Genomic DNA, 18460 nt, shown 5'->3' with positions numbered 1-18460 from the left:
AATCTTAGCACGGCTTAAAAGCCCTACATGAATAGGACCTCGCTAATGTTTGCCAATATCTCTATTGCTGACTTTGATCCAGATTTAGCTCAAGCAATCTCTAATGAAGATGCGCGTCAAGAAGCACATATTGAGCTAATTGCTTCTGAAAACTATTGCTCACCTGCAGTAATGGAAGCTCAAGGTTCAAAACTGACCAATAAATATGCAGAAGGCTACCCAGGCAAACGCTATTACGGCGGTTGTGAATATGTAGACGTTATTGAACAATTGGCTATTGACCGTGCTAAAGAACTCTTTGGTGCTGACTATGCTAACGTTCAGCCACACGCAGGTTCTCAAGCAAACTCTGCAGTTTACCTGGCATTACTGAACCCGGGCGATACGGTTTTGGGTATGAGCCTGGCTCACGGTGGTCACTTGACTCATGGTGCAAAAGTTAGCTTCTCTGGTAAAACATATAACGCGGTTCAGTACGGTTTAAATCCTGAAACTGGCGAAATTGACTATGAAGAAGTTGAGCGTCTGGCTTTAGAACACAAACCACGCATGATCGTTGCTGGTTTCTCTGCATACAGCCAAATCGTAGATTGGCAGCGTTTCCGTGACATCGCGGATAAAGTAGGCGCTTACCTGTTTGTGGATATGGCACACGTGGCTGGTCTGGTTGCTGCAGGCGTTTACCCGAACCCAGTACAAATTGCTGACGTTACTACGACCACTACCCATAAAACACTACGTGGTCCACGTTCTGGTTTAATCCTGGCTAAAGCCAACGAAGAAATCGAGAAGAAATTACAATCAGCAGTATTCCCAGGCAACCAGGGTGGTCCACTGGTTCACGCGATTGCTGCAAAAGCAATCTGCTTTAAAGAAGCAATGGCGCCTGAATACAAAGCCTATCAGCAACAAGTTGTGAAAAACGCACAAGCGATGGCTGAAGTGTTAATCGAACGCGGTTACGATGTGGTATCTGGCGGTACGAAAAACCACTTGTTCCTGTTATCTTTAATCAAACAGGACATCACCGGTAAAGATGCGGATGCTTGGTTAGGTGCTGCTCACATTACTGTGAACAAAAACTCTGTACCAAACGATCCACGTTCTCCATTCGTTACTTCTGGTATCCGTATTGGTACACCAGCAGTAACCACACGTGGTTTCGGCGAAGCTGAAGTACGTGAACTGGCTGGCTGGATCGCTGACATTCTGGACAGCAAAGGTGATGAAGCTGTAATTGCTGATGTCAAAGCAAAAGTTGAAGCTGTTTGCGCGAAATTCCCGGTTTACGCGAAATAAGCCCACACTTGAGAAAAAGCTCCCTCAAGGGAGCTTTTTTTATAGGTGCTAAAAAACAAATTGCAATTATTCAGCCGGATTAAATTCTGCTATAACAGTTGCATAGCACTTGTGAAATAGATCAATTATTTTTATTTTTTGGCTGATAACGATAAAGGAACAAAGAATGGATAAACCGACAATTATTTTGTCTGAACAAGACTTGCACCGTTTAGAAACCATGCTTGAACATCAGTCTAAACTTACCCCGACCATGGAACATCTGGAAGATGAGCTGGCGCGTGCCGAAGTGGTTGCACCGCAAGATGTGCCAAGCAATGTGGTGACCATGAATGCGCGTGTGCTGGTGACCATCGCACCTTTCCCGGAACCGACCGAAATTACTTTGGTGTATCCGCATGACTTCCGTGGTGATAAAGGCCAGGTCAATGTTTTGGCGCCGGTGGGAGCTGCCATTTTGGGTCTGGCTGAAGGGCAGGAAATTGAATGGCCACAACCAGATGGCCATATTATGAAAGTCCGTATTGATAAAGTGTTGTATCAGCCGGAACGTGAAGGTGATTATTTATAATCTCCGCTGCGTGAAAAATTAAAGCCCTCAGTTGAGGGCTTTTGTGTCTTTGCAATTTGGCTTAAAAATTTGATGAGTATGTGCGAAAAGGAGAGGATTCACTCTCTGTCATTGATCAGTAAAATATTGTTAATTTTAAATATTCCGCTTTTACTGCATTTGCAAAAAGCTACAGCTTGCTTTATATAAAAGTCTTAGTATAAAAAATGATTTGATCAAGCTGATGATGTTATGCCGCAAATAGATGTGTTAGAACCATTAACAGAGCTGGAGCTGAACCGGGATACCATTCTCTCGATCAAGCGTCATGAGCTGGTGCCGGTATTAAGTGACCAGTACAAATTAAATCATTATGCCGATGCCCTCATTCAGTCGCAGGCAGTGCTGTTAAACGGGGTTGATCCGCACATGACCCAGCAGCTCAGTCAAACCATTGAAGAATTGATCCGCATGCTGGCGGATTCCAAAAAATATCTGAAAAAACGAAAATTTAATGCGCTGCAAAAATGGCTGGGGATTGATCTGGAATATGGTTCCAGTCAGGTGGGATATTATAAAAAGCTGGACCGCTTACTCGATCAGGCCAATCATTTAAGCCAGAAATTACAGATTGAAATTCAGAAATCTCAAGCGCGTTTTCAGCAGTTACGTGGCTTAAGAGAGCAGATGGCGCAGCATATTGTCGCCGCTGAAGAATTTTTGACTGAATATCCAAGTTTTGTGAAACATCAACATCCTTTAGATAACTTCTCGGAACGATTATCTAAAAAAATAAATACACTGCGCACACTGCAGGCGAGTAATGATATTGCCATTACCCAGATGCAGCTGAGCCAGCAGCTGTCATTTACCTTGTTGGACCGGTTTAAGGAAGCGCAGCAGGTGCTGATTCCGGCCTGGCAATATCATGTCAAACAAAGTCAGCAAAGCAGCTCGACAAGTGAGCTGGAAAAGCTTGATAATAGTCGGGAAAATCTGATTAAAACGCTAAAAAAATCACTCGAAAACAGCTCTAAATAGAATCAAATATAAGGTGACGTATGACCCATCCTGAACAGGTAAATGCCGTGGTGGAAGCCACAACCGAAGAAAATCAGCAGAAATTCCAGGCGCTCAATTTACAGGAAATTGGCTTGCAGCCATCCGATTTCGATGAGGTCATGGCCGCGCGTAAAGAACTGGCCGACTTAAGCCATAATTCGGTGGCGGAATATGGGAAAAATATTGCCACCAAAACTTCGACTTATACTGATGAACTGCTTCATCTGGTGCAGAATAAAGATCTGGATGCGACCGGGCAAAAGCTGAATCAGGTGGTACAGGTGGCGCAGCAGTTAAATACCAGCAGTATTCTCAACAAATCGAAAAGCTCCGGTTTTTTTGGCAGCCTGATCAGCAAGTTTAAAGGTGCCAAGCAGAATTTTGACCAGCACTTTAACAGCACCAAAGAACAGATTGATGTACTGGTCAAGGAAATTGAAACCTCGCAAAACGGCTTAAAAGCCCGTGTCGATACTCTGGATAAAATGTTTGAAGGCGTGCAGGAAGAATATAAACAGCTGGGGATTTATATTGCCGCTGGCCAGCTCAAGCAGCAGGAAATCCAGCAACAGATTGGCCAGTTAACCACCCAGGAACAGGACCAGAGTACCACCCAGAAAGTTTATGATTTAAATCATCTGGCCAATAATCTGGAGAAACGCGTCAGTGATTTACAGGTGTTGCAGCAATCGGCCATGCAGACCCTGCCAATGATCCGGATTATCCAGTCCAATAACCTGATGCTGGTCGACAAGTTTTATGCAATTAAAAACATTACTTTACCGGCCTGGAAAAACCAGATTAGTCTGGCAATTTCCTTAAATGAGCAAAAGAACAGTGTGCAGCTGGCCAACAGTATTGATGATGCCACCAATGAGCTGCTACGCCGTAATGCCGACCTGTTACATCAGAACTCGGTCGATACCGCCAAAGCCAACCAGCGTTCAGTGATTGATATTGAAACGCTTGAACATGTACAAAACACCCTCATTAAAACAGTCAATGATGTGATTCAGGTGCAAAAAGAGGGAATGCAAAAGCGTGCCGAAGCAACCACGCGTTTACGTGTGCTGCAAGATAACCTGAATCATCTGGTGCTTGAATCAAGTTCGAGCGGTTCCAATCCTTCCTGAGTAAACGCTGGCTCGGGAGTATTGCAAACGTAAGGAGAATACATTGCCCTTAGATGATTATGCGGTACCGACCGAGCACATCAATAGCGGTGTGCTGGCGCTGAAAAAGCGTCAGCGCAATTTGATGTTGCTGGGTATTACTTCCAGCACGGTGTTTATTGCCTCCATCATTGCTTTTTTTGTACAGCAAGATTTTGTCTATGGCTTTTTTGGCCTGACCACACAGGTCGAACAGCTGCATATTCCTTTAACGGTTGATGCAAACCTGGCGATTTTAGAGCAGCAACCGGATTATTTTCTGGGGCTGTTGTCCTGGTTTGGCTGGCTGTTTCTGAAATTATTGCTGTCGTTTATTGGTGCCTTTTTTGTGGTGCATTTTCTCAAGAAAATCCGTTTTTTCTATGTACGCTTTCAGTCCTTTATCCTGAAGTTTGTCGGCTGGTTAATTGCCTTTATCGTGCTGTGGTCAGGTCTGACCTATCTGCAATATGACCTGAAAAATGATGACTATGATGCGCAGCAAAAAATTGTCTATTACGACAAGCAGCTGGCAGAAAGTGAGCTGGCGCGTTATCTGGCAGATGCGCCGCTGGATACACCCGTCAAATCCTATTTGCTGGCGCAAACCGCTTTGTTGCATCAGCCACCGGATAAAGCCGCAGCCATTCCGCATGTATTAAATCTGGTGAAAGCCGAGCAGCAGAATCCGGATTTTATTCAGTATGGTTTCAAGCCGGAACAGCTCTGGTCAATGCAGCAACAGGTCTATGGTAAAACCCTGACCCCAATGGCAGAAAGCGTGAATAAACAGGTGGTTCAAGCCGAGCGTTTAAGCCAGTTTGTACAGATTCTGGTGATTGCAGCGGCGATTGTGTCAGCCATTTTTAGCCTGATTTTCTTTGTGCTGGCACAGAGTTTTAAAAAGCGGGCATTAAGAATTGAGCAGCGGATTTTTTAATGCTGATGATGAGGCTCCTATGGGAGCCTTTTTCTTTCTGGTAGATGATTCTTATCGCGTTGTTACAATTTAGATTGATTCATCCATAAAGTATATTGATTTGTAAAAGCGATCATTAATATAAAAACAAACTGTTTTATCTATTTTTAAATTTGGCCTATGATAGCGGTATTGAAAAATTTGACTCCTTAGGAGACGTTAGCAATGTTAGATCAAAATACTACAGCCCAATTAAAAGCCTTGTTAGAACGCCTTGAAGGTCCAATCGAATTAGTGGCCACTTTAGATAGCTCTGACAAATCAGATAAAATCAAAGAACTGGTGACTGAAATTGCCGCTTTGTCTGATCAGGTGACTGCACGCTTCGATGGTAACAACAAACGTGCACCAAGCTTTGGTGTCGCCAAAGCCGGTGAACAGCCGCGTGTATTCTTCGCAGGTTTGCCAATGGGCCATGAGTTCACTTCTTTGATTCTGGCATTGTTACAAACCTCAGGCTATGCACCAAAAGTGTCTGATGAAGTATTAGCTTCTATTAAAGACTTGGGCATCCAATCGGACTTTGATGTGTTCGTATCATTAAGCTGTCACAACTGTCCAGATGTGGTGCAGGCATTGAACCTGATTGCGATTTATAACCCCGGCACTACTGCCACCATGATTGATGGTGCATTCTTCCAGGATGAAGTGGAAGAACGCAAAATCATGGCGGTACCTATGGTATTCCAGGATGGTAACCACATCGGTCAGGGTCGTATGACACTGGAAGAAATCATCGCCAAATTAGACACCAACTCTGCAGCCAAAGAAGCTGAAAAGTTAAATGCCAAAGCGGCCTTTGATGTACTGGTGATTGGTGGTGGACCTGCCGGGAACACTGCAGCGATTTATGCAGCACGTAAAGGCATTAACACCGGTATCGTGGCGGAACGTTTTGGCGGTCAGGTGATGGACACCATGGACATTGAAAACTTCACTTCAATCAAGAAAACCCAAGGTCCAAAATTTGCCGCTGAAATGGAAGCACACGTACGTGAATACGGTGTCGACATCATGAACCTGCAACGTGTATCTGACATTAAAGGTGCAGATGAAACAGCCAACGGTTTAGTTGAAGTGACCTTGGAAAACGGTGCTAAACTGGAATCGAAAACTGTGGTGCTTTCAACCGGTGCACGCTGGAGAGAGATGAACGTTCCGGGTGAAGCAGAATACCGTACCCGTGGTGTGGCGTATTGCCCACACTGTGATGGTCCTTTATTCAAAGGCAAACGTGTTGCAGTCATTGGTGGGGGTAACTCGGGTGTAGAAGCGGCGATTGACTTGGCGGGTATTGTTGAGCATGTGACCTTAGTAGAGTTTGATACCAAGTTACGTGCGGATCAGGTATTGCAAGACAAGCTAAACAGCTTGCCAAATACCACAGTGATTAAAAATGCGCTTTCGACAGAAGTGGTCGGTGATGGTTCACAAGTGACAGCGCTGAAATACAAAGACCGTGCAACGGATGAAGAGCACACGGTTGAACTGGCGGGGATCTTTGTACAGATCGGTTTGTTGCCGAACACTGACTTCCTGAAAGGAACCGATGTTGAGCTAACTAACCGTGGTGAGATTGTGATTAACGAGCGCAATGAAACCAATGTCAAAGGTGTGTTTGCTGCAGGTGACTGTACTACTGTTCCTTACAAACAGATCATTATCGCGACTGGTGAAGGTGCCAAAGCATCATTATCTGCCTTTGATTACATCATCCGTTCAGGACAGTAAGCAGAATTAGAATAGGGCCTGAGTTCCCCAATACCCAGGCCCTATATGCGGTAAAATATCAAAAAATAGTTATTGTTTTTTTACAGGAACTGAGATCGCTAACAGCTCAGTTCCTTTTTTTGTTGTACCCCAGTTTTAGGGATGAAGCAAGTTTAAGCGCTTGAACTTCTCAGTCAGTTCTTCCGGGCTTTCCCGATGCTCAGGATGCGGCACAATACATTCAATCGGGCATACCGCAACACAGGTTTGATGATCATAAAAACCGACGCACTCGGTGCAGCGGCTGACATCAATCTCGTAGATTTTGTCGCCTTCATAAATAGCATCATTCGGACATTCTGGCAGGCACATATCACAATTGATGCATTTATCGGTAATCAGCAGCGCCATGAGTTAACCTGCCTGATAGGCCAAGGATGATGCTGAAATATCAGCAGTGGAGTTCGGTAAATTACGGATCAGCAGGGCATAGCGCATATCGACATCAGCCGGGACCGGAATTTCCACAATATGACCAGAGCCTTTGGCTTCCTCAATAGAATTGCCTTTTTTGTCTTTGATTTCGGTGAGGATAAAGCTGATATTGCCTTTGGTAGTCATCAGTTCTAAAGAATCGCCCACGACAAAACGGTTTTTGACATCAATTTTAATGTAGTCGCCATTGCGCTCCAGCACTTCACCACAGAATTGCTGATGATCAAAACTAGAGGAACCATTTTCATAGTTTTGATATTCGCTATGCACATGGCGGCGCAGGAAACCTTCGGTATAACCGCGATTGGCCAGACCTTCGAGCTGGGTCATCAAGGATGGATCGAACGGTTTGCCGGCTAAAGCATCATCAATCGCTTTACGGTAAATTTGCGCGGTACGGGCGCAGTAAAAATAGGATTTGGTGCGGCCTTCAATTTTCAGTGAATGTACGCCAATTTTGGTCAGACGTTCTACGTGTTGGACCGCACGTAAATCTTTGGAGTTCATGAAGTAGGTGCCGTGCTCATCTTCTTCGGCGGCAAACATATCTTCTTCATTACGTTGCAGCAGCACCGGTTCATTAAACTGGTGCTGGGCTTGCATGTGGAGCGCATCAGCATCTTGCGAGCAACCGCCTGCATCCAGATTTTTTACCGGAATTACATCACCGGTTTCATCCTCGGCGGCATCCAGCACTTTGTATTCCCAGCGGCAGGCATTGGTGCAGGCGCCCTGGTTGGCATCGCGTTTGTTCATATAGCCTGATAGCATGCAGCGGCCGGAATAGGCCATGCACAGGGCACCATGTACAAACACCTCAATTTCCATATCGGGAACTTGGGTTTTGATTTCTTCAATTTCCTCAATGGACAGTTCGCGCGACAGAATCACCCGGGTCAGGCCCATATTTTTCCAAAACTTGACCGTGGCCCAGTTGACCGCATTGGCCTGTACCGACAGGTGGATGTCCATGTGCGGGAAGTGTTCACGCACCATCATGATCAGGCCCGGATCGGACATGATTAGTGCATCAGGCTGCATGGCCACGACTGGCTCAAGATCACGGATAAAGTTTTTCAGTTTGGAGTTATGCGGCTGGATGTTGACCACCACATAGAATTTTTTGCCTAATTCATGTGCTTCTTTAATGCCGATGGCCAGATTGTCATGATCAAACTCGTTATTCCGGACACGTAAACTATAACGCGGCTGCCCGGCATACACGGCATCTGCTCCATAGGCAAAGGCATAGCGCATATTTTTTAAAGAACCGGCAGGAGAGAGAAGTTCGGTAACGGAATGAAGATGCATGATCAATCAAAAAGGCATAAAAAAATTGTGGCTTTATTGTAGGGATAAAATTTTTCGATTCAACCTAGTAAAAAACTCGGGATTATCAGGCACTCAGCCTGCTAGCGCTGAGAGATGAGCGGCAGCAGGTGAGAGGAAAAACGGTTAATTGACACGCTGACCGTGTTCATTAATTACCAGTTCTCCATCTTCTTTACGAAAGGCCTTGAGCTGCGGCTGGGTCAGTAAATCCAGTACCAGTTCAGAAGGTCGGCACAGTTTAACGCCGCGTTCAGTCACCACAAAAGGACGGTTAATCAGCAGTGGATGTTGTACCATCAAAGCAATCAGTTCTGCATCGCTCAGATCACGCTCAGCCAGTTGCAGGGTTTCATACGGCGTTACATTTTGACGGATCGCCTCGTGTACACTTAAACCGGCCTGCTGAATCATGTCAGCCAGCACTTCGGCTGTTGGTGGATTTTTTAAATATTCAATAATTTCAGGTTCTTGTCCGGTATTGCGGATTAAGGCCAAAGTGTTGCGCGAAGTGCCGCAGTCAGGATTGTGAAAGATTTTAATTGGAGCCGCCATAGTGCTAAAACTCAGGTAAAAGAGGAATATTGCTTTTATATATGGATATGCGTATATTCGCAAGTATAAATATGGGGAAGCTGTATGAATCAAACTGATTTTTTTAAATGCCTGTCCGATCCGACCCGTCTGGATATTTTGAAACTGGTGCTGGCCAAACAGAATATTTGTGTCTGCGAGCTGACCGAGGCATTAAATTTAAGCCAACCTAAAATTTCCCGTCATTTGGCTTTGCTGAGAAATTTATCGGTTTTACTGGACCAGCGTCAGGGGCAGTGGGTGTATTACCGCCTGAATCCAGATTTACCCGAGTGGGCAGTGAGTGTGCTGAATATTATCGCGGAGCAAGATGTCAGTCCGATGAATTCGCTAACAGCAACGCTTTCAAGTTATTGTGAGTAAAACCATGAAATTCCTCTTCTTATGTACCGGAAATAGCTGCCGCAGCATTTTATCTGAAGTGTTATTTAACAGTCGTGCTCCAGAAGGCTGGACAGCCTATAGCGCCGGCAGCAAACCGACCGGTCGTGTCCATCCACTGACGTTAAAGACGCTGGAAAATCTGGGCCTGTCGACTGAAGGGCTCTCCAGTAAAAGTATTGATGACTGTGAGCAGTATCAGCCCGATGTGGTGATTACCGTATGTGATGCGGCTGCCCAAGAAGCCTGTCCTTTGTATTTGGGCGGTGCAATTAAAGCGCATTGGGGACTGGCTGATCCATCGCATCTGGATTTGCCGGAAGCGGCCAAGTTGCAGGCCTTTTTAGAAACAGTCGCGCATATCAACAAGCGTCTGGATGCACTGTTTGCGTTACAGCCTGAGCAGATGACCCGTCCCGAACTGATTGCTGCCATCAACAATATTTCCCATATCGAGTAAGTCATGGCCAGCACCCGCAAACTTTCCTTTTTAGACCGCAATCTGACGCTGTGGATTTTTATTGCCATGGCGCTCGGGATTGGCATTGGGCTGTATTTCCCGCAGGTGTCGAGCAGTCTGGACCAGATGAGTATGGGCAATGTCAATTTACCGATTGCCATTGGCCTGATTCTGATGATGTATCCACCGCTGGCCAAAGTGGACTATGCCGCTTTACCGCAAATTTTTCAGGATAAACGCACGCTGCTGTTGTCGCTGGTACAAAACTGGCTGATTGCACCGTGTTTGATGTTCGCACTGGCACTGATTTTCCTGCAGCATTATCCGGAATATATGACTGGCCTGATTCTGATTGGACTGGCGCGCTGTATTGCCATGGTACTGGTCTGGAATGATCTGGCCTGTGGTGATAACCAGTATGTCGCTGCCTTGGTGGCCTTTAACAGTATTTTCCAGATTCTGTTTTTCAGTACCTATGCCTGGTTGTTCTTAAGTGTGTTACCGCCTTATTTTGGTGTGGCCGGTCAGGTGATTGATGTCAGTTTCTGGACCATTACCCATGCGGTGCTGGTCTATCTGGGCATTCCGTTTTTGCTGGGCTTTCTGACCCGGCTGATTCTGGTGAAAAACAAAGGACTGGACTGGTATCAGCAGCGTTTTATTCCCAAAATCAGTCCACTTAGCCTGCTGGCGCTGCTGTTTACCATTGTCGCCATGTTTAGCCTGAAAGGGGCCGATGTGGTTGGGTTACCTATGGATGTACTGCGCATTGCCATTCCATTGACCATCTATTTTGTATTGATGTTCTTTGTCAGCTTCTTGATGAGCAAGTGGATGGGCAATGACTATCCACGTACCGCGGCCATTTCTTTTACCGCGGCCGGCAATAATTTTGAACTGGCTTTGGCGGTGGCGATTGCAACCTTTGGTCTGACCTCACCGGTGGCATTTACCACCATTATTGGCCCGCTGGTGGAAGTGCCTGTGTTAATTGCCCTGGTGAGTGTCTCGCTGTGGCTGAAACGTAAATTTTATGATGGAACAGGTGGATGATGTCACTTCCCAATCTTGATGTAGACTTAATTGAACAGCCGAGTTTTGAGCAGGTTCAGGCCAGAGCATTGCCGCATCCGCCGCGAATTTTATTGCTCTATGGTTCAAACCGCGAACGTTCCTATAGCCGTTTGGCGGTGATGGAAGCCGGCCGGATTCTGGAGCACTTCGGTGCCGAAGTTAAAATTTTCCATCCCAAAGGTTTACCATTGCCGGAAGATGGCGATGCTTCACATCCTAAAGTTCAGGAATTGCATGAATTGCTGGCCTGGGCAGAAGGTATGGTCTGGTGCAGCCCGGAACGTCATGGTGCCATGAGTTCCATTCTGAAAGCACAGATTGACTGGATTCCTTTAGCTGCCGGTGCCATTCGTGCGACCCAAGGTAAAACTCTGGCGCTGATGCAGGTCAGTGGTGGTTCGCAGTCCTTTAATGCGGTGAATCAGATGCGTATTTTAGGGCGCTGGATGCGGATGATCACCATCCCGAACCAGTCCTCGATTCCGAAAGCCTTTTTGGAGTTTGATGAAGCCGGACGCATGCAACCCTCTTCCTTATATGACCGGATTGTCGATGTTATGGAAGAGCTGTACAAGTTCACTTTATTGACCCGCGGGCAGGCCAGCTATCTGACCAACCGTTATTCCGAGCGTAAGGAATCGGCTGCGGAACTGTCGAAACGGGTTAATCAGAAGTCGATTTAGGCGTTTCATCGGCCTCTAGCTGTTTTAAAATCTGGCAATGGTCGATAGTGGTTCGGGCATTGCAAGACTGCCGTAATTGCTGCAGTTGCAGCTGAAAATGCTGTAACTCGGCAATTTTGCTTTCGATCTGTACTAAATGATGATCGAGCAGTTCATTTACCGCCTGACAGTCCTGATCGGGCTGCTGTTCCAGCGCAATCAGGGTTTCAATTTCCTTTAAGGATAAATCCAGTGCGCGGCAACGTTTAATAAAAATTAGCCGTTTTAAGGTGTCATCATCATAATAACGATAATTATTTTCGGCCCTTAAGGTGGGTTGGATGAGCGCTTTCTTTTCATAAAAACGCACCGTGTCTGCACTCAGACCGGTTTTTTTGACCAAATCCCGAATCAGATAATGTGCCATGACTTGACCTTGGAGTTAGACCATAGTTTCTAATGAGCATAATACAGTCATAGAAAAATGCAACAGGAGGCTTTATGGCCTGTCAATGTCAGCCTGCACCGGTCAAACCCGATGGCCGTTTTCGTACTGCACTCTGGATTGCCCTGATTATTAATTTGCTGATGTTTGTGGTGGAACTGTTTGGCGGGATGTATGCCCATTCGGCAGCACTCTGGGCCGATGCGCTGGATTTCTTTGGCGATGCCGCCAACTATGCCATTTCACTGGCCGTGCTAGGGATGAGTCTGTACTGGCGTGCCACTGTGGCTTTATTAAAAGGCATTACCATGGCCACGTTTGGCTGTCTGGTGTTGGCCAAAACGGTCTATAACTATATGCAGGGCATTCCCCCGGAAGCGATTACCATGGGGGTAATTGGTGGACTGGCCTTAGTGGCCAACGTAGTGGCAGCCGTGATTCTGTATCGCTTTCGTGATGGCGATTCCAATATGAAATCGGTCTGGCTGTGTAGCCGTAATGATGCAATTGGCAATGTCGCGGTGATTCTGGCTGCGGTCGGTGTATTTGGAACGGGCAGTTTATTGCCGGATATTATTGTTGCGGTGATTATGGCGGGGCTGGGTTTAACTGCGGGTTATCAGGTGATTAAAAAAGCCTGGGCGGAGAGACAGATGAGTGCGACCACCTCCGCTTAATAGGAGTATAACTGAAGCGATCAACGCGAGTAATTTTAGGCGTTGATCGCTTTTTTGTTGATCCATGACAGATTTGTATTCAAAAAAGAAAATTTCATCTTGATGCAAAAAGCTATTTACAAAAGTTAACATATTACTAGAATGAAGCATAAATTTATGTATTTAAAAGATAATTCAAATTATTTACTGAGTTTTTAGTATTTGTGAATTGAGGGTTTAATGAAACTAATTAAATTGTTTTCTATCGTCAGCCTCGTGGCATTGGCGGGATGTAGTTCTAAAGTTATGACCTATGATACCGCAGGAAATTTGATCGGTTCCTGTGTGGCGACACAAGGTTTTATTTTAGGTGCAAAAGCCGTTTGTTATGGTGGGGCAAATTTACAGGGCGTAGATTATTCCAAAATTGATGAACACACCGGTCTATTACCGTCTGTGCCGAAGTCCAACCAGATTACATTGCAACACGATTAATTTTTTTAGAGGGGTAATATCATGAAATTTTTTAATTTAATCACGCTAACTGCTGCTATTTTAATGACAGGTTGTGCCTCAAAAGTGACGACCTATGATTCAAATGGCCGTATGATCGGTTCATGTGAAGCACAAACAGGTTTTGTTATTGGCGGTGGTGCTCACTGTGAAGGGCATGCTAATCAGGAAGGGCGTAGCACTCGCTAAATTAGAGAAATAAAAAACCGGTCAATCTGACCGGTTTTTTTGCTATGGAAAAGCTTATTTTTCCACGAATGCACGTTCAATCACGTAATCGCCTAAAACGCCCATACGTGGTGATTCTTTTAAGCCGTGTTGATCAAGCAGCGCAGCAACATCATCCAGGAAGGCTGGGCTACCACACAGCATCGCGCGGTCAGTTTCCGGGTTAAAACGTGGTAAACCGATTTTCTCGAACAATTGACCAGATTCAATTGCAGTGGTGACACGACCTTGAGTATGGAAATCTTCACGTGTTACCGTTGGATAATAAACCAGTTTTTCTTTCGCGCCCAGTTCCGAGAAGAATTCGTGGTTTGGAATTTCGTTCAGAATCAGGTCCTGATACGCCAGTTCAGAAATATAACGTGTACCATGAACAACAATGATTTTTTCAAAACGTTCATAGGTTTCCGGATCACGAATCACCGACAGGAACGGTGCAAGACCGGTACCTGAAGACAGCAGGTATAAGTTTTTACCCGGATTTAAGTCATCGAGTACCAGAGTTCCGGTTGGTTTGCGAGAAACCAGCAGCTCATCGCCCACTTTAACTTTTTGCAAAATCGAGGTTAATGGACCATCTGGCACTTTAATCGAGAAGAATTCCAGCTCTTCTTCATAGTTGGCACTTGCAATCGAATATGCACGCATCAAAGGCTTACCATTCACTTCAAGACCGATCATTACAAATTGACCGTTTTTAAAACGCAGTGCAGTGTCACGAGTCGTTTTAAAAGAGAATAAAGTGTCATTCCAGTGGTGGACGTGAGTAATCTTTTCGACGTTAAAAGCAGCCATTAAAGGTCTCAATAAATTATCAAATTAGAACAGGTTGCTATTCTAATCTAAATTCATACTCGATAAACTGAATATATTTAATTGAGCTTATCAAAAAAAGTGATTATGACTGATCTGACCTTGCCCATTATCGGGATTATGAAATCTCCTTATAAAGAAAAGTTTGGTATCCCGCGGCAGCCGAATCTGGTTCAGGTCGAATCCTATATTGACATGCTGGAACCTTATAACGATTTGCTGGCCTTTGAGGGCATTGAAGCATTTAGTCATTTGTGGTTGCTGTGGCAATTTCATGACAATAAAAACCAACAGCAGACAAAATTCCGTGCTCAGGTGCGGCCGCCGCGTTTGGGTGGTAACCAGAAAATTGGAGTATTTGCGACACGCAGTATGTACCGGCCGTCACCGGTGGGCTTGTCAGTGGTGCAATTAAAACAGGTGAAAAAAGTCGGCAAGGCAGTACGGGTTTATGTGACCGGGAGTGATTTACTCGATGGTACACCGATTTTAGATATCAAGCCTTATATCCAGTATTCTGATGCGGTCATGGAGGCGCAAAGTGGCTATGCGCAGGATGAGCCTGAACGTAAACAGGTGGTGTGGACAGAGCAGCCCGCTGTACAAAAACAGCAATTGTTGCAGCAGCATAAAATTAGCGCGCAGATGCTGGGTGAGCTGGAACAGGTGTTGTCTTTAGACCCGCGTCCGGCTTATCAGGAGGATGAAACCCGGCTCTATAAAATGCACTTTGCCAATATTGATGTCGGATTTCTAGTACAGCCAGATCAGGTGCTGATTCAGATGTTAGCGCTTAAGCCGGCTTAAACATAAAATAAGCCATCGCAATCAGCACCGCCATATGCAGAATTTGGGCCGGTGCAAAATACAAGGCAAAGCGTGGTCCGCCAATTAAAAAGGCATTCACGCATTTGGCCAGTGCATGTGCACCCAGACCCAAAATCAGCGCATAAAACAGGGTTAAATTGCTGGGCGAGCCTTGGGTAATTACCGCGGCAGCGGCAGCGTGAATTTCAAATAAAGACGCCAGGAAGGTTCCGGCAATTAAACCGGTGCTGCCCAGTGCCTGATCCAGTCCGTAGACCATTGCTTGAATCAGGGTGAGCGTGACCACAATAATCGCGGCCTCTTTGAGGCTAAACATGCGGCTATCGGCTTCTTTGGCTTTTTGCTGTGAGCCGGTATTTTTTCTGAGCAGCCAGTAACCCACCGCCACCAGAATCATAATCGCCACTGCACTCGGTACCACAAATACCTTAAACCAGGACAGATTAATCCCCACAATAATAATCAGAATCTGCAACAGTGTCGCCACGCAGGACATGAGCGCCGCGCCCGCATTAATCTGGGCATCGCCGCGGCCGGAACGCACTTCCATGCCTAAACTGGCAATGGTGGCGGTACTGGACACAAAGCCGGACGCAATTGAGGATAGCATCAGTGCATTATTGGTGGACAGCAGGCGCTTGGCGATATGCGCCAAAGCCTGTACCGATAAAATCAGAATCAGCAGTTTTAAAATCACATAAGGATTAAGTACATTGCCCCATAAGGGCGTATCCGGGGTCAAAGGCAGGGCAATCAGAACCAGTGCCAGCAGGAACAGACCATCACGCAGCTCTGCTTCGGTAATCCATTTGCTGACAATGCCGTGCATCAGGTGTTTGGTCATGAGCAGACCGGTTAAAATAACCGCCAGACCAGCCGCCAACGGAATATTCCACAAACAGAGCGCGCCAATAAAATAGGTCATAATAAAGGCCAGTTCGGTGGTCGCACCCGGGTCTTCAACCTGATTTTTAAGCGAAAACAGCCCAACTCCGCCAATAATCACGGCCCCGACAATACCAAAAACTGGCCCTAGCAAAAAGCAGATCGCACCGAGCAAGGCACACACGGCAAAGGTGCGCACCCCGGCAAAATGATGGTTGGCTTCATTGTGCTTGCTGCGTTCACGTTCCAGACCAATTAACAGGCCACAGCCAAGTGCGGCTGCAAGCATAGTCATCAGCTCCTGAAAAGAGGTACTCAAGATTGAAGGGGCAGTTAAAAATTCCATCTTTATATCCCGCGGCAGTGGGGCGACGTCTCCATCATATAATTGATTCTGTGAAGATTGCTATGCGGAACTGTATGTTTAATTTGCAGGAGCTGCGCTTGATGCGTATCTGCATCAGATTTTCCAGTGGCAAAGGCAGGCGGGAAAAATAAACTCTGCTATAGTGTGCTGATGTTGGGGGAACAAAAACAATGAATTTTAATTTTGAAATTGATACCACCTGGTGTTTAGAGCAATTATTAAAAGATGGCCGGATCAGCGAACGCGATAAAATGCTGGTACAGACCACGCATCGCCAGCGTGAGCAGCTGAAATGGCATCCGTTGCAATGGATTGCGCATTTTAACCTGACCGATCAGCAACATCCCCAAACCACATTGACACTGAACCGTTTATGTCAGTGGCTGGCAGAAAAGACCGAGCTGCCTTTTTATGTGATTGATCCGTTAAAGGCCGATGTGGCCGCTTTAACCGCGGTGATGTCCCAGGAATTTGCCCTGCGCAATAAAATTCTGGCGGTAGAGATTCAGCCCGATGCGGTGTTCATTGCCACCGATCAGCCGTTTATGACCGATTGGGTCGCCAATTTAGAACACAGTTTATTGCCGCGTAAAATCCAGCGCGTGCTGCTGAGTCCAGAGCAGTTACAGCGTTATCTGGTAGAATATTATCAGGTCAGTCGTGCGGTCAGTGGTTCACAAAAAGCCGCAGCACATGACCGTGAAAATAAAGGTGTCGAAGCCTTATTACAGCTGGGCGATACCCAAAACCCCGATGCCAATGACCAGCATATTGTTAAACTGGTGGACTGGGTGCTGCAGTTTGCTTTTGAACAGGGCGCCAGTGATATTCATTTGGAGCCACGTAAAGACAAGGGTAAAATCCGTTTCCGGATTGATGGCGTACTACATACCATTTATAACATGCCGGCCAATACCTTAACTGCGGTCATTTCACGGATTAAAATTCTCGGCCGCATGAATGTGGCAGAAAAACGCAAACCCCAAGATGGCCGTTTAAAAACCCGTACTCCCAAAGGTCAGGAAACCGAATTGCGTCTTTCGACTTTACCGACAGCCTTTGGTGAAAAACTGGTGATGCGTATTTTTGACCCGGAAGTGCTGGTACGCAGTTTCCAGCAGCTTGGTTTTGAAGAACGTCTGTTACAGGGCTGGCAAAGTCTGACCAGTCATAGTCATGGTATTATTCTGGTCACGGGGCCGACCGGCTCCGGTAAAACCACTACGCTGTATTCATCACTGAAACAGCTGGCCACCGATGAAGTCAATGTCTGTACCATTGAAGACCCGATTGAAATGATTGAACCGAGCTTTAACCAGATGCAGGTCAATCAGGGCATTGAGCTGGGCTTTGCCGATGGCGTGCGCGCGCTGATGCGTCAGGACCCGGATATTATTATGGTCGGGGAGATTCGTGATCAGGATACGGCCAATATGGCCATTCAAGCGGCATTAACCGGTCACCTAGTGTTATCGACCTTGCATACCAATGATGCGCCGTCCAGTCTGACCCGTTTGCATGATTTAGGTGTGCAGCCTTTTTTAACTGCAGCCACCATTCTGGGGGTATTGGCGCAGCGTCTGGTGCGCAAGCTGTGTCCGCATTGCAAACAGGAAGGCATGATTAATACCAATGAATGGGAACATCTGACGTTTGACTATGTCATGGAGATGCCGGAAAAAGTTTATAAGCCGGTGGGCTGTGAAGCCTGCCGTCAGACCGGCTATAAAGGCCGGATCGGGATTTATGAGTTTATGCCGCTGAGTCTGGACACCAAACAGCTGATAGGTGCCAATGCTGATCTGACTCAGTTACGCCAGCAGGCCAAAAAAGAAGGCATCGAGCCACTACGGATTGCCGGGGCGCGTAAAGTCATGGCCGGTATTACCACCTTGGAAGAAGTACTGCGGGTGGTACCGTTAAACTAAAACACAAAAAAATGAAAAATTTTTGAATATGAGGAAATCTTAAGATTCAGC

General features: G+C 46.1%; 21 protein-coding genes. 15 read left to right on the top strand and 6 right to left on the bottom strand.

What is annotated here, in order from left to right:
* Nucleotides 1–45 precede the first annotated feature (45 nt).
* From glyA to ahpF, 6 genes are all read left to right on the top strand, one after another.
* Entirely contained in the window at nucleotides 46–1299 is a 1254-nt protein-coding gene (gene glyA / locus P253_RS06325) for a serine hydroxymethyltransferase (RefSeq protein WP_005179092.1), read from the top strand.
* Between the two features lie 166 nt (nucleotides 1300–1465).
* On the top strand, nucleotides 1466–1870 hold the full coding sequence (gene rnk / locus P253_RS06320) for a nucleoside diphosphate kinase regulator (protein ID WP_005179090.1): 405 nt from the start codon (nucleotides 1466–1468) through the stop codon (nucleotides 1868–1870).
* Nucleotides 1871–2101: 231 nt separating this feature from the next.
* Nucleotides 2102–2890, top strand: a complete 789-nt coding sequence (locus P253_RS06315) for a hypothetical protein (RefSeq protein WP_016659192.1) — start codon at nucleotides 2102–2104, stop codon at nucleotides 2888–2890.
* A 20-nt stretch (nucleotides 2891–2910) separates the two neighbouring features.
* Nucleotides 2911–4044: a toxic anion resistance protein gene (locus P253_RS06310; protein ID WP_016659191.1), complete on the top strand. Its 1134-nt coding sequence runs from the start codon at nucleotides 2911–2913 to the stop codon at nucleotides 4042–4044.
* A gap of 43 nt (nucleotides 4045–4087) precedes the next feature.
* Nucleotides 4088–5002, top strand: coding sequence for a hypothetical protein (locus P253_RS06305; protein WP_016659190.1), 915 nt, complete (start codon nucleotides 4088–4090; stop codon nucleotides 5000–5002).
* 204 nt (nucleotides 5003–5206) lie between these two features.
* Nucleotides 5207–6772: an alkyl hydroperoxide reductase subunit F gene (gene ahpF, locus P253_RS06300; protein WP_016659189.1), complete on the top strand. Its 1566-nt coding sequence runs from the start codon at nucleotides 5207–5209 to the stop codon at nucleotides 6770–6772.
* 135 nt (nucleotides 6773–6907) lie between these two features.
* On the opposite strand, the gene P253_RS06295 is transcribed toward ahpF, so the two are convergent.
* The 3 genes from P253_RS06295 to arsC all read right to left on the bottom strand — a co-directional run bounded on the left by P253_RS06295 (nucleotide 6908) and on the right by arsC (nucleotide 9130).
* Nucleotides 6908–7162 carry a YfhL family 4Fe-4S dicluster ferredoxin gene (locus P253_RS06295; protein WP_005179080.1) on the bottom strand — a complete coding sequence of 85 codons (255 nt, stop codon included), beginning with the start codon at nucleotides 7160–7162 and terminating at the stop codon, nucleotides 6908–6910.
* A 3-nt stretch (nucleotides 7163–7165) separates the two neighbouring features.
* Nucleotides 7166–8557, bottom strand: a complete 1392-nt coding sequence (gene trhP / locus P253_RS06290; RefSeq protein WP_016659188.1) for a prephenate-dependent tRNA uridine(34) hydroxylase TrhP — start codon at nucleotides 8555–8557, stop codon at nucleotides 7166–7168.
* A 144-nt stretch (nucleotides 8558–8701) separates the two neighbouring features.
* Nucleotides 8702–9130 (bottom strand): arsenate reductase (glutaredoxin), encoded by a 429-nt coding sequence (arsC, locus tag P253_RS06285; RefSeq protein ID WP_016659187.1) that lies wholly within the window; start codon nucleotides 9128–9130, stop codon nucleotides 8702–8704.
* Nucleotides 9131–9214: 84 nt separating this feature from the next.
* On the opposite strand from arsC, the gene P253_RS06280 reads away from it, so the two are divergent.
* Genes P253_RS06280 through arsH form a run of 4 tightly spaced genes read left to right on the top strand, consistent with a single transcriptional unit; the run spans nucleotide 9215 to nucleotide 11767 of the window.
* Complete coding sequence (locus tag P253_RS06280) at nucleotides 9215–9532, top strand: ArsR/SmtB family transcription factor (RefSeq protein ID WP_005179068.1); 318 nt, start codon at nucleotides 9215–9217, stop codon at nucleotides 9530–9532.
* A 4-nt stretch (nucleotides 9533–9536) separates the two neighbouring features.
* A complete protein-coding gene (locus tag P253_RS06275; protein WP_016659186.1) occupies nucleotides 9537–10010 on the top strand; it encodes an arsenate reductase ArsC in 474 nt (157 codons plus the stop codon).
* 3 nt (nucleotides 10011–10013) lie between these two features.
* Complete coding sequence (arsB, locus tag P253_RS06270) at nucleotides 10014–11063, top strand: ACR3 family arsenite efflux transporter (protein ID WP_016659185.1); 1050 nt, start codon at nucleotides 10014–10016, stop codon at nucleotides 11061–11063.
* Nucleotides 11063–11767, top strand: a complete 705-nt coding sequence (gene arsH / locus P253_RS06265; RefSeq protein ID WP_035363285.1) for an arsenical resistance protein ArsH — start codon at nucleotides 11063–11065, stop codon at nucleotides 11765–11767. Before arsB ends, arsH begins: the two co-directional genes overlap by 1 nt.
* On the opposite strand, the gene P253_RS06260 is transcribed toward arsH, so the two are convergent.
* Complete coding sequence (locus tag P253_RS06260; protein WP_005179057.1) at nucleotides 11748–12173, bottom strand: MerR family DNA-binding protein; 426 nt, start codon at nucleotides 12171–12173, stop codon at nucleotides 11748–11750. The genes arsH and P253_RS06260 overlap by 20 nt on opposite strands.
* A gap of 74 nt (nucleotides 12174–12247) precedes the next feature.
* Here P253_RS06260 and P253_RS06255 point away from each other — a divergent pair, with 74 nt between their 5' ends.
* The 3 genes from P253_RS06255 (at nucleotide 12248) to P253_RS06245 (ending at nucleotide 13549) form a co-directional block, all read left to right on the top strand.
* On the top strand, nucleotides 12248–12868 hold the full coding sequence (locus tag P253_RS06255; RefSeq protein ID WP_016659183.1) for a cation efflux transmembrane domain-containing protein: 621 nt from the start codon (nucleotides 12248–12250) through the stop codon (nucleotides 12866–12868).
* Nucleotides 12869–13087: 219 nt separating this feature from the next.
* Entirely contained in the window at nucleotides 13088–13342 is a 255-nt protein-coding gene (locus tag P253_RS06250; protein ID WP_016659182.1) for a hypothetical protein, read from the top strand.
* A 21-nt stretch (nucleotides 13343–13363) separates the two neighbouring features.
* Complete coding sequence (locus P253_RS06245) at nucleotides 13364–13549, top strand: hypothetical protein (RefSeq protein ID WP_016659181.1); 186 nt, start codon at nucleotides 13364–13366, stop codon at nucleotides 13547–13549.
* A 54-nt stretch (nucleotides 13550–13603) separates the two neighbouring features.
* Here P253_RS06245 and P253_RS06240 read toward each other — a convergent pair whose 3' ends face one another.
* On the bottom strand, nucleotides 13604–14383 hold the full coding sequence (locus P253_RS06240) for a ferredoxin--NADP reductase (RefSeq protein WP_005179053.1): 780 nt from the start codon (nucleotides 14381–14383) through the stop codon (nucleotides 13604–13606).
* Nucleotides 14384–14488: 105 nt separating this feature from the next.
* Between P253_RS06240 and tsaA the strand changes: the two genes are divergently transcribed.
* The gene (gene tsaA / locus P253_RS06235; RefSeq protein WP_016659180.1) at nucleotides 14489–15208 is read left to right on the top strand and encodes a tRNA (N6-threonylcarbamoyladenosine(37)-N6)-methyltransferase TrmO; all 720 of its coding nucleotides are present in this window, start codon (nucleotides 14489–14491) and stop codon (nucleotides 15206–15208) included.
* Here the strand turns inward: tsaA and P253_RS06230 are convergent.
* Nucleotides 15195–16460: an MgtC/SapB family protein gene (locus P253_RS06230; protein WP_035363234.1), complete on the bottom strand. Its 1266-nt coding sequence runs from the start codon at nucleotides 16458–16460 to the stop codon at nucleotides 15195–15197. The two genes, tsaA and P253_RS06230, sit on opposite strands and share 14 nt — an antisense overlap.
* Before the next feature lie 191 nt (nucleotides 16461–16651).
* Here P253_RS06230 and P253_RS06225 point away from each other — a divergent pair, with 191 nt between their 5' ends.
* A complete protein-coding gene (locus tag P253_RS06225; protein WP_016659178.1) occupies nucleotides 16652–18409 on the top strand; it encodes a type IV pilus assembly ATPase TfpB in 1758 nt (585 codons plus the stop codon).
* Nucleotides 18410–18460 lie beyond the last annotated feature (51 nt).

The organism is Acinetobacter indicus CIP 110367, from assembly GCF_000488255.1.
GTDB lineage: Bacteria > Pseudomonadota > Gammaproteobacteria > Pseudomonadales > Moraxellaceae > Acinetobacter > Acinetobacter indicus.
Note: the sequence above shows the minus strand (reverse complement) of the source record. Positions and strands in the feature narration are given on the sequence as shown.